This is a genomic window from Psychrobacter sp. PSi21, assembly GCF_054960615.1.
Window position 1 is genome coordinate 34,690 of sequence record NZ_JBHNYR010000004.1, and the last position, 12,603, is coordinate 47,292.

Annotated in this window: 8 protein-coding genes; 5 read left to right on the plus strand and 3 right to left on the minus strand. The window is 49.1% G+C overall.

Features of this window, described 5'->3' with window-relative positions; all coding sequences use genetic code 11:
- Window positions 1-109: 109 nt before the first annotated feature.
- Window positions 110-1,735 (minus strand): AmpG family muropeptide MFS transporter, encoded by a 1,626-nt coding sequence (locus ACFI32_RS03810; RefSeq protein WP_462625176.1) that lies wholly within the window; start codon window positions 1,733-1,735, stop codon window positions 110-112.
- Window positions 1,736-2,462: 727 nt separating this feature from the next.
- Here ACFI32_RS03810 and katG point away from each other — a divergent pair.
- From katG to ACFI32_RS03835, 5 genes are all read left to right on the plus strand, one after another.
- Window positions 2,463-4,670: a catalase/peroxidase HPI gene (katG, locus tag ACFI32_RS03815; RefSeq protein ID WP_462625309.1), complete on the plus strand. Its 2,208-nt coding sequence runs from the start codon at window positions 2,463-2,465 to the stop codon at window positions 4,668-4,670.
- 327 nt (window positions 4,671-4,997) lie between these two features.
- Window positions 4,998-5,927, plus strand: coding sequence for a LysR substrate-binding domain-containing protein (locus tag ACFI32_RS03820; RefSeq protein ID WP_462625177.1), 930 nt, complete (start codon window positions 4,998-5,000; stop codon window positions 5,925-5,927).
- A gap of 229 nt (window positions 5,928-6,156) precedes the next feature.
- Window positions 6,157-8,724 carry a membrane-bound PQQ-dependent dehydrogenase, glucose/quinate/shikimate family gene (locus tag ACFI32_RS03825; protein WP_462625178.1) on the plus strand — a complete coding sequence of 856 codons (2,568 nt, stop codon included), beginning with the start codon at window positions 6,157-6,159 and terminating at the stop codon, window positions 8,722-8,724.
- A 282-nt stretch (window positions 8,725-9,006) separates the two neighbouring features.
- The gene (locus ACFI32_RS03830; protein WP_462625179.1) at window positions 9,007-10,008 is read left to right on the plus strand and encodes an LLM class flavin-dependent oxidoreductase; all 1,002 of its coding nucleotides are present in this window, start codon (window positions 9,007-9,009) and stop codon (window positions 10,006-10,008) included.
- A 48-nt stretch (window positions 10,009-10,056) separates the two neighbouring features.
- Window positions 10,057-10,197, plus strand: a complete 141-nt coding sequence (locus ACFI32_RS03835) for a hypothetical protein (RefSeq protein ID WP_462625180.1) — start codon at window positions 10,057-10,059, stop codon at window positions 10,195-10,197.
- Window positions 10,198-10,300: 103 nt separating this feature from the next.
- Here ACFI32_RS03835 and ACFI32_RS03840 read toward each other — a convergent pair whose 3' ends face one another.
- Together ACFI32_RS03840 and ACFI32_RS03845 are read right to left on the minus strand one after the other, a co-directional pair.
- Window positions 10,301-11,317 (minus strand): ornithine cyclodeaminase family protein, encoded by a 1,017-nt coding sequence (locus ACFI32_RS03840; protein ID WP_462625181.1) that lies wholly within the window; start codon window positions 11,315-11,317, stop codon window positions 10,301-10,303.
- Window positions 11,318-11,615: 298 nt separating this feature from the next.
- Entirely contained in the window at window positions 11,616-12,575 is a 960-nt protein-coding gene (locus ACFI32_RS03845; protein WP_462625182.1) for an AEC family transporter, read from the minus strand.
- Between the last annotated feature and the right edge of the window lie 28 nt (window positions 12,576-12,603).

A 12,603-nucleotide genomic window follows, 5' to 3' on the forward strand; every position in this document is an offset into this window, starting at 1 on the left:
TATTACCATAGTAAGAAGTTGTTTATAAGATCATCAATTAAGCGCTGGGGTTGCCAGCGCCTAAGGTTATGTTTTGATCATAATGCTAGGGCGTTTACCTAAAGTGATATCAATCTGAAGCGCGCGGCGGCTCATTGGTATCGGTCAAATTGGGATTGGCCTTGGCCAACTTATCATCGCCATAAATATCATCATTATCACCGATGACAATATGTTTATCGACCAGATAGATTAAGATCAAGATCGGTATACCGATCGCAAAGGTAAAGATAAAGAAAAACGGATAGCCCATATTGTCAACGACTGTACCAGAGTAGCCGCCCATGACTTTGGGCAATAGCGTCATCAGTGATGAAAAAATAGCATACTGTACCGCGGTAAACCGAATCGAGGTCAAGGCAGATAAGAACGCGATAAATACCGCACTGGCCAGACCTGCTGCCAGATTATCAAAAATCACGGCCATATACATATGCGGCAAGCTACCCGGATGATAAGTGAGTAGCACAAATAATAAATTCGTCACACAGGCCAGTATGGCACCGACCATCATTGCCTGCATCATACGCATCTTTTGCGCCAAAATACCGCCTAAGAAGCCACCCGCGATAACCATAATGACGCCGAACAGCTTCACGGCGTTAGCAATATCTGTCTTACTAAAACCCATGTCCTGATAAAAGACATTTGACATGACGCCTGCCACGATATCAGAAATACGGTATAGACCAATCAAAGCAAGTAGTAGTAGCGCCTTTTTGCCATAACGCTTAAAAAAATCCACCACAGGCTCAACCCACGTGGTATAGGCCATTTCTCGTTTGACCACGCCCACTTGTACGGATGAATAACCCACCATACACGCCAACAATAAGCTGACGAGCAGATGAACGACTTCGATCAAAAAGGCAAGCAAGATGCTGTCGGTCTCTGGCAACAATGCACCCACATATATAAAAGCCATCACAAACGCCACTACCGCGAGCACAAATACCAGCACCAAGCGAGCATAATCTGAGGCGGGGCGATCCAGACGTATCTGGTTACTAACAGGCTCACGAATCACTAGCGTCGTCAGTACGCCGATGCCCATCACGGCAGCCATGATCCAATAGGTGTTGCGCCATGCTTCGTAACTATATAGCGCTTCAGTAGAACCAAAATAATCTGCCAAATATAGCGCACCTGCACCCGCAAAGATCATCCCCAAGCGGTAGCCTGCCGTATACATCGCCGACAGCACTGATTGAAAGCTCGCAGGGGCAAGCTCAATACGATAAGCATCGACCACAATATCTTGTGTCGCGGATGAAAACCCCAGTAGTACTGCCGCCATCGCCATGTATTGTAAGCTGACCTCGTCGGTCGGATTGACACTGGCCATCATATAAATTGCTAAAATGATCAACAGCTGCGCGATCAAAATCCAACTACGACGGCGACCCAGCAATCGCGTCAATATCGGTAGTGGCACCGCATCGACTAAGGGTGCCCAAATAAACTTAAAAGAATAGCCAAGTGCCGCCCAGCTGAAGGTCGTCACCACACTGCGCTCAAACCCCGCTTCACGCAGCCATAACGACAAACTGGAGAAAATAAGCAAAATAGGAATACCAGCCGCAAAACCCAAAAATAGCATAATGAGCGCACGACGATCGAGATAGGCTTTTGCGGCCTCACCCCATGACTTTTTGGCAACAGGTTGCTTGGGCGGTACAGATTTGACAGCAGACATAACAACTCGCTAATTTTTCGTACAAAACAGGCAGCAGCACCCTGCTTTTTGGTCAGCGAACGTTTAGCTTAATAAAGTCTAGTCGCACGCCAGCCAAGCCGCTAAGCACCGCACAATCAACACCAAATGTGCTGCAAAATTGAATTATGGTACTTGAGAACCCCTCTATTGACCAGTTATTCCCGCAATATTTTTGTCCTGCGCTACTCTATTCCCAAAACGTACTACCCAAAACATAATGAACTGTAAAGACAAGTAGCCAAAACTTACGACACTATGAACGGCCTAAAAATAATTTTTATGTTTGAGCCACCCATCTATGACCAAAGCCTATTGCGCCGCGTCTCTCTTGGCTAAGCCGCTATGAACAAAGACCATATCCCTAATTATTTGCTAAAAAAGCGAAACGTAACCCTGTCGTAAAGTGCTATATTTTATAAACAAATATATGCTTTATGATAAGTTATTTAAAACATATCGTTTTTATAAACAAGTTATTTAAATAAACAAAAACAATATATGCTATCACCATAGCTACCAATAACCGACTAGGAGAGACATGATGTCCGATACCATCCCAAATAACCCAGCCAATACCAATAGCGGCTGTCCCGTCGATCACGATACCACCAAAAACAGCAACACCACTTACGATAAAGGTGACGGGCTTGGGCCTGATATTCACAACCAAAACGTTGAGGACTCACCCGTACCTCAGCGACCCAGTATGGGTGGCTGTCCTGTGATGCATCAGGCACACACCACCAACGCAGCGGCGGCAACTGACTGGTGGCCAAACAGCTTAAACCTCGATATCTTGCATCAGCACGACCACAAGACCGACCCCATGGGTGCCGACTTTGACTATGCTACTGCCTTTGCACAGCTTGATTTGGAAGCAGTCAAAATGGATTTAAAAAACTTGATGACCGAATCACAATCATGGTGGCCTGCCGACTGGGGGCATTATGGCGGTCTGATGATTCGTATGGCGTGGCACTCAGCAGGTACCTATCGCCGCGCCGATGGCCGCGGTGGTTCCAATACTGGCAACCAGCGCTTTGCCCCGCTCAACAGCTGGCCTGATAACGTTAACTTGGATAAAGCACGTCGTCTACTGTGGCCGATCAAAAAGAAATATGGCAACAAATTGTCTTGGGCCGATTTGATGATTTTGGCAGGCAACATGGCTTATGAATCAATGGGCTTTAAAACCTTGGGCTTTGCAGGCGGTCGCGCGGATATCTGGCACCCAGAAAAAGACATCTATTGGGGTGCTGAGCGTGAATGGCTGGCCGCCACCGAAAACCGCTACGAGGATGACAACGAGCGTGAATCGCTTGAAAACCCGCTGGCGTCGGTACAGATGGGCTTGATCTACGTCAACCCAGAAGGCGTTGATGGCAACCCTGACCCGCTCAAAACGGCGCAAGATATTCGCACTACTTTTGGCCGCATGTCTATGAATGATGAAGAAACTGTGGCCCTTACCGCAGGTGGTCATACTGTGGGCAAATGCCACGGTAATGGCGATGCGACCTTACTCGAGGATGAGCCAGAAGCCGCCTCTGTTGCCGAACAAGGCCTTGGCTGGCGCAATCCGAAGGGTACAGGTCATGGCGGTGATACCGTCTCAAGTGGTATCGAAGGCGCATGGACCACCAACCCAACGCAGTGGGATCATGATTACTTTAAACTGCTACTCGGTCACGACTGGGCATTGACCAAAAGTCCAGCAGGCGCATGGCAGTGGGAGCCCACCAATATTAAAGAAGAAGATCGCCCCCTAGATGCACACGATGCCAGCGTACGCCGCAACCCCATCATGACAGATGCAGATATGGCGATGATCAAAGACCCTGAGTATCGCAAAATCGCTGAGAAGTTCCACAATGATCCTGATTACTTTGATGACGTGTTTGCCAAGGCATGGTTTAAACTGACGCATCGTGACTTGGGGCCAAAAACTCGCTATGTCGGTGCGGACGTACCAAGTGAAGATTTTATCTGGCAAGACCCTATTCCAGCAAACGACAGTCTATTGACCGATGCAGACATTGATGCCCTAAAAGCACAAATCAAGGCGAGTGATTTGAGCGCGCGCGAGCTGGTCATTACCGCATGGGACAGCGCCCGCACGTTCCGCGCCTCTGACTATCGCGGCGGGGCCAACGGTGCTCGCATTCGCCTTGCGCCGCAAAAGGACTGGGCAGGCAATGAGCCTGAGCAGCTACAGCGTGTGCTATCTGGCTTGACCCGTATCCAAGCTGATTTTGATAAAACTGTCAGCTTGGCAGATCTGATCGTACTCGCAGGCAATACCGCCATTGAGCAAGCGGCCGCCGATGCAGGCGTGACCATCAGTGTGCCCTTTACCAGCGGGCGCGGCGACGCCAGTGCCGAGATGACCGATGCGGATGCCTTTGCCGACCTTGAGCCTCTACATGATGGCTACCGCAACTGGGTAAAAGCAGACTATGCCGTCTCTCCTGAAGAAATGCTGCTTGATCGCACTCAGTTGATGGGACTAAGCGCCCCTGAAATGGTGGTACTGCTCGGTGGTATGCGTGTCCTTGATACCAACCACGACCATACCGCTTATGGCGTGCTGACAGAGCGTGCCGGTGCGCTTAGCAATGACTTCTTTGTCAACCTAACTGACATGGACAACACATGGCATCCCGTCAGCACCGATACGGATAAAGATGTGGAGGATAAAAAAGACGCTCAGCTTTTTGATATCCGTGACCGCCGTACAGGTGAGGTCAGATGGCAAGCGACGCGTGTCGACTTGGTCTTTGGTTCTAACTCTATCTTGCGCGCTTATGCCGAATTGTATGCTCAAGATGACAATGCCGAGAAGTTTGTCCAAGACTTTGTGGCGGCGTGGACTAAAGTCATGAACGCCGATCGCTTCGATATGGCGCATTCATAGTCACCCTGACTGCACGCGTAAACCTCACGCGGTAATTGTCCTTAAAAAAGCCAGTATCATCGGATGCTGGCTTTTTTTGTCGTACTCGATTATATATCTCTATATCATTTATCATCACGATACTTGATAACTCGGGCATGCTACGCTGACCCATCACCGAAAACCACAGATGACTTGTTTTCATTGCTATATTCATAAATAATATAAATTGATGACTATTTATTATATAGCAGAATAATATCACTGTTTTACACTGTACCCTTGCAGCGTATTGCCGCTTATCTTTTGTAAGCGACAAAACACACCTTCATATAATAGGATGACATTATGGCAATTGATGTGGTGGTGAACCAACGACATCTACAAATTCAGCTCAAACAATTAGAGACCGTTTGGCACACCGTGGTCAACGGCTATAACTTGAGTCAAGCAGCAACCGTACTCCATACCAGCCAATCAAGTTTATCTAAACATATCGCCGCCCTTGAAAACCAATTAAAAACAGAAGTCTTTGTCCGCCAAGGCAAACGCCTGACAGGTTTGACCACAATGGGTACGGCACTGATGCCGCATATTGAATCTATCTTTGCCGAAATTCGTACGATTGAAAACCTCAGCCTTGATTTTAACAATCCCAACACAGGTACCTTGACCATCGCTACCACGCACACGCAAGCGCGTTATGTGCTGCCGCAGGTGGTCAAAGAGTTCAAAGCACGTTTTCCTAAGGTCAACCTGATTTTGCAGCAGGCAGACCCTGAAACCATCGCCCAAATGGTGATTCGCGGGCAGGCCGATATCGGTATCGCAACCGAATCGCTCCTGCAAAACAACTATCTGCGCTGCTACCGTTATTACGACTGGACCCACCGCGTCATCGTACCAAGCGATCATGAGCTGGCAGGACAAGAAAACATTGATTTGCCGACTCTCGCCAGTTACCCCATCGTCACCTATCATGGCGGCTTTACGGGACGCGGTGCGATTGACAAAGCGTTTAACGCCGCAGGGCTAGAGCCTGATATCGTGCTGGCCGCGCTGGATGCGGATGTGATCAGCACTTATGTAGGCTTGGGCTTGGGTATTGGTATCATTGCTGAGATGGCTTTTGAACCGAGCCATTATCAAAACCTAACCGCCATTCCTGTCGATCATTTTGGCCGCTTTACCAGTTGGATGGCAGTACGTGATGACGCCGAGATTCGCCAATATGGCCGCGCCTTTATGGATTTGTGCCGAGAGCAATTTACCTCTTAATGACAAGCCATATCAACAGGTTATGACCATAAACGGTCGCACCAGTCAGGCTGCGGACACAAGTCACCTTTACCCAACTTGTTCATAAGTGATAAAATGAGATACAAGGTCTTATTAAAACCTTGCTCTGTTTATTGTTTATGTATGCACAGCTGACCCGATAAGCCCCCTATGGGCTTATTGGTTGGCCTGTTTTTGTTTTGTGCATGCCAAAAAGGTGATACCGCTCATGGAAAAGTTTGTAGCCGTACTTATGGCTCTCTTTGCGTTGCCGCTTATTGTCGGTGGCGCTTATTTGCTCTCATTAGGTGGTAGTCCTTACTATCTTATCGCCGGCATCGCGATGCTGGCGACTGCATTTTTATTGTTTAAAAAGCACTGGGGCGCTTATGGCCTCTATGCCGTCTTTGTCCTTGTGACCATTGCTTGGTCACTATGGGAATCTGGCTTTTATTGGTGGGCTTTGGCGACACGCGTTGGCTTCCCGCTTATTTTTGGCCTGTTGATGCTCTTGCCGTGGGTATCTAAAAAGATGCACGGCAACAGCAGCAACCCACAAACCGCAGCGACCACTACCAAGAAAACCCCCATGTATTATTGGGGTCTACTTGCCAGCGTTGCTGTCGGTGCGCTGCTCTCGTTTGGCAGTATGGCAAACAATGCCACGGACAAACTGGGTACTTTAGATTTATCAGGTTCAGACAACAGCGATGCTGATGGCGCCAATCTTGGCGATCCGTTATCTAACGGCACGCAAACGCCTGATGGCGAATGGAGTGCTTATGGCCGTACCGATTATGGCCAGCGTTACTCGCCACTGACCCAAATCAACACCGACAACGTCAAAGACCTTGAGCTTGCTTGGCAAATCGAAACGGGCGACATGAAAGGGCCCAATGACGTTGGTGAAACCACCTATCAAGCCACGCCGTTAAAAATTGGCAATGCTCTATATATGTGTACCCCGCATAACTGGGTGCTGGCATTGGACGCGGACACTGGCGAGACCTTATGGAAATTTGATCCCAAAGTTGCCGAAAACTTGCAGCGCCAGCATCAAACGTGTCGCGGCGTGTCTTACTATGCTGGTCAAGCAGGCACCAATGGCGCGACGCCTAATGTTGTCGATACTGCCGATCAAGCAGCCGTCAATGACGCAGACAACAATGCCAGCAGCGCCGACACAACCGCTGTGACTGCGGCAAGCACACAAGCGACCGCCAGCAATACCATGGTACAAAAAATTGCAGGCAATACCTTCGAGAATGCCGCCAAGCAATGTGATGCCAAAATCTTTATCCCAACCTCTGATGCCAAGCTATACGCCATTGACCCCAAAACAGGTCAACGCTGTGAAGGCTTTGGTGACGATGGCGCATTGGACCTCATGCACAATATGCCATTCCAGCAAGCGGGATATTACTACTCGACGTCGCCACCAGTTGTGGCAGGCGGCGTGATTATTGTTGCAGGTGCGGTTAACGATAACTATGACATCAACTCACCTTCTGGCGTGATCCGTGCTTATGATGTCAACACAGGCGAGCTGATGTGGAACTGGGATTCAGGTGATCCTTATAATACTGCGCCTTTTGACGTCAATGATCCAACCCAAACGTACAAAACCAGCTCACCAAACTCATGGTCGATTGCTACTGCCGACGAAGAACTTGGTTTGGCCTACTTCCCCATGGGTAACCGTACGCCCGATCAGCTTGGCAACTATCGTAACGCTGCTGAAGAAAAATATGCCACTTCTGTGGTGGCTTTGGATCTAAAAACAGGGGAAGCACGCTGGGTACAGCAGTTTGTGCATCATGACCTTTGGGACATGGACACGCCTGCGCAGCCGTCACTGCTTGATCTAGACACCGCCGATGGCAAACAGCCTGCGCTGGTTGTCCCGACCAAACAAGGTGACGTGTATGTCCTAAACCGTGCGACTGGCGAGCCAATTGTACCCATCAAAGAGCGTGAAGCACCGCAAGGCTACCTCATCGCTGGTGAACATGCCGCGCCCACTCAGCCGTATTCTGGCTTGAGCTTTGAGCCTGATATGTTGACTGAAAAAGACATGTGGGGCGCCAGCCTTATCGATCAGATGATGTGCCGTATTGAGTTCAACCAGCTCAACTATGACGGGCGCTACACGCCGCCATCAACCAACGGCAGTATCATCTATCCGGGTAATTTTGGTACCTTTAACTGGGGCAGCCTCGCGGTTGATCCTGAGCATGGCGTGATGTTTGGTATGCCAACCTACCTTGCCTTTACCTCAAAACTCATTCCAAAAGAATCCTTGGGCGATGCTGAGACCAACAAAGGTGAGCAAGGTGTGAATGCCAACGAAGGCGCAGACTATGCCGTCGAGCTTGGCCCATTCTTATCACCGCTTGGCGTACCTTGCCAGCAGCCACCTTGGGGTACTGTTGCTGGTGCAGATCTGGCCACAGGTGAGATTGCCTACCAGCGTAAAAACGGTACAGTTCAAGACCTGTCACCGATTCCAGTGAAGTTTGAGCTGGGTGTACCGGGTATTGGTGGTCCAATCATCACCAAAGGCGACGTTGCCTTCTTGTCAGCGGCGACGGAAAACAACTTCCGCGCTTATGATTTAGAAAATGGTGATGTACTGTGGAATGTGCGTATTCCAGCAGGTGGTCAAGCCACACCAATGACGTATCTCAACTCTAAAGGTGAGCAGATGGTCGTCTTGGTTGCAGGTGGTCACGGTTCGGTTGGCACCACCATTGGTGACTACGTATTGGCTTACAAGCTAAAAGACCAAGCCCAGTAAACACCACTTGATATAAGCCATTATGAATAGGCAGGTAACTTCGGTTGCCTGCTTTTTTTATGGCAACAATTACCCGCAAATAAGCTTGGAGACGTATCTGCCATTGGTTCGTGGGGCCTAGCTTATATTAAAATATCCCTGACCAACTGACTGTTAAGCCGTTTTAAACACAATCTTTGTACCCTTTGTTATCATTTATTAATGGCATTTACCATACCTTGAAACCAGCGGACGCTAGAAGCATATAAACAGTAAATAACGAATCACTTTACTGGATAATTTATGACTAACCGCATTCCCCTTTCTTTTTTAGACCTCGCGCCTGTACCTGAAGGCAAAACCACCGCTGATGGTATCGCCCAAACGGTCGAAATCGCACAGCAAGCCGAAAAAGTTGGTTTAAACCGCTACTGGATGGCGGAACATCACAATATGCCGGGCATTGCCAGCGCCGCTACTTCCGTGTTGCTGTCTCATATTGGCAGCCAGACCAATCGTATTCGTATCGGCTCAGGCGGCATCATGCTACCGAATCATGCACCCTTGGTGGTCGCTGAGCAGTTTGGTACGCTCCAAGCGCTTTATGGCGACCGCATTGACCTAGGCCTTGGCCGCGCGCCGGGTACTGATGGTGCCACGTTTCAGGCGCTACGTCGCCAGATGCAAGATGCCGAACGCTTTCCGCAAGATGTGCAAGAGCTGCTGTATTTTTTAGGTAATGACACCGCAGACAGCGCTGTGCAGTCCTTCCCCGGTGCTCAGTCGAATGTGCCGATTTGGATATTGGGCTCATCATTATTTGGCGCGACGCTTGCCGCGCATTTGGGTCTACCGTACGCCTTTGCCTCGCATTTTGCACCGCAAATGCTCAGCCAAGCAATTGAGACTTACCGCGAGCAGTTCAAACCTTCCGCTTATCTGGACAAGCCTTATGTGATGCTTGCTGCCAACTTGCTATTGGCAGACGATGACGACACCGCGCACCACCACTTCACCTCAGCGCAGCAAAGTTTTGTGCGCTTGCGACGCAATGAGCGCGGCCAGATGCCAAAACCTGTGGCAAATATGAACAGTGTTTGGAGCGAAGCTGAAAAGAAAATGGTGGATAATGCGCTAGCCATTTCCTTTATCGGTTCGGTCGATACAGTACAGCCAAAGCTGGCCGATTTTATCGCCAGATTTGAGCCAGATGAGCTCATCGTCACCGCCAATGTCTACGACCAAACTGCCCGTCTGCGCTCACTGGCACTGGTGCCTCAGTTAAATTTGTTTACTTTACAATAGTATAGGCGGCTTGCATAATAATAAAAAAACAACGATAGGATAATAATCATGGAAGCTTCCCCGTTTATTGGTTCGACCATTTTCTTTTATATTTTAGCGGTTGTCGTCGTGATGATTATCGGTGGCTACTTTACCTACAAAAGCGGCAAACGCAAAAAAGCACAACGTGACGAAGATAGCGGGTTATAAAAACCCCACCACGTTATAGTCCCATTAAAAAGCCCACGTTTTATCGAAACGTGGGCTTTTTTGACTTGGCAAATTTTAAATATATGATAGCCTCGATGCTCGATTATATGACATTGACACCAACATCATTGTTTAATGCCAGTTGTGCCACATCAAGCGCCACCGCCGCATCAAAACGCGCCGCGCCAACAGATTTAAATAAGGTCATGCCCGTAGGCTCAGGTTTGGTCAGGTTGCCTGTAACCAGCGCTTGCAAATCTCCTGCCAGATCCGCCCATGTCCAAGCGCAATCCGTCGCCGCATCCGCTTGAATCAAATCACCTGCTTCATGGCGACTGCCTGCCGCATCATCGACCACCACTAGACTATTGGCAATCACTTCATTGCTGATCTCTTTCATCGATGGCTGATAAGCACCGACAGCATTGATATGTACGTCAGGTTTTATAGACGCATTACCAAACAGACCTTGCTGGGCGCGAGTCGCCACATTGATAATATCCGCGCCGCTAATGGCTTCCTCGATTTGCTGACAGACCGTCATCGTGATGTCCCACTGCGGATACGCTTGTGCAAATCGCGCCTTAAACTGTTCAGCGCCCTGTGCGCTGCGGTTCCATAGGTAGACTGTATTGATTTCAGGACGTACCGTAAGCACCGCGTTTAACTGCTCATATGCCATTCCGCCGCAGCCGACTACCGCAACGCTTTGACAGTCTTTTTTGGCTAGATATTTGGTGGCAATACCAGACAAGGCGGCAGTGCGAACTTGGGTGATACAGATGCCATCCATAATGGCTAAGACCGCCCCCGTATCATTATCAGAGACGGTAATGATGGCCGTGGTGGTCGGCAAATTGCGACTTGGGTTGTCAGGGCAGATGGTTACCAATTTGACCACCGCGTATTCGCGCGCGCCATCATACAAGGTGGCAGGCATGGACAAATGCGATCCAGAAGCGTGCTGATCATCGGCGCTAAAAGTCGGTATCACCAAGCGATCTGGCGATTTCACCCAGTCTGGATGCACCGCTTGGCGCTTGAGTAGCTGCTCAATGACATCTATTGCGGCTGGCATCGTCAAATGCGTGTTAACGGTCTGCTGATTTAACCACTGCATATCTTATCCTTATTGTTTTTTTATCCATATAGCCGTGCGTGTCATCTCTGTCTGCTGCGTGATGATGTATCTATAGTAGAACCTAAATAAAATAGATACCGCGTAGCACACACGCTCGATTAAACGTTATTTTTCTTGCTTGCTGCGACTGCGTCTCCAGAGGCTACGAAAAATAACGTTTAATCTTGCTGTACCATTTTTATAATGGTTTCACCATATGATGACGCGGCGTGATTTAGAACACAACCTTAATCATCATTTTTATAACCACCATTTTTATCAAAATTTGTCAGCCTATTCACATCAAGCCCATCGCTCGCAGTATCGCCGCACCGATTGCCATACCAAACATCGACACCACCGTGGTAAAGGCCAAGATGTTGGCTGCCAGTACTTCATTGCCGCCCATCGCTTTTGCCATCACGTAGCTGGCTGCCGCAGCAGGAGACGCTACCATCAAAAACAGCACGCCAAGATGCACGCCTGTTAGGCCAAACGCCAACCCGACCGCAATCGCTAACAGCGGTGCGACCACGATACGGCCAATACTTGACTGCATCGACAGCCCTGATAAATGCAGCATGGATTTGACATTGATACTCGCGCCAGCACAAATCAGTGCCAATGGTAGCGCCACAGCCGCTAGCAAATCCCCTGTAGTATGAATCACGCCACTCAGCGGCGGTAATGGCAGTGCTTTGTAAATAAATGCCGCCAATAGGGAGAGAATCAGCGGGTTGGTAAAGATTTTTTTGATGACCATGGTGCTGCGGCTGATCCACGTATCCTCAGTGCTTTTGGACACACGGCTTAAGGTAATCACCGCCAAAATATTGAACAAAATCGTCACCACGCCCATATATACTGCGCCGATACTTAGTCCGCTAGGGCCATACGCATTGGCCACGGTCGCCAGTCCGATAATCGCCATGTTGCTGCGAAACACACCTTGGACAAACACGCCCTGATCAGCAGGCGCGCTAATAAAGCGCTTGGCATACAGCTCCGAGCCTGCGAACAACAGCAGCGTCACCACCACGCCTGCCGTGATCAGGATGATTTGTTTGGCATAATCGACCTCACTATCCACCACGCTAAAAAACAGCAAACACGGCAGGCAGTAATTAAAGACAAAATTCGACGCCAGATCGATAAACTCTTGGCTCGTCTCCCCGCGTTTTTTCATAAAAAAACCCAGACCCATTAAAAACAGGTTGGGAAACACGATGGTGAATGCAAAAATAATGGCTTCAGTCATGGGCGCGCTCAAATAAAAAAGTAGAGGC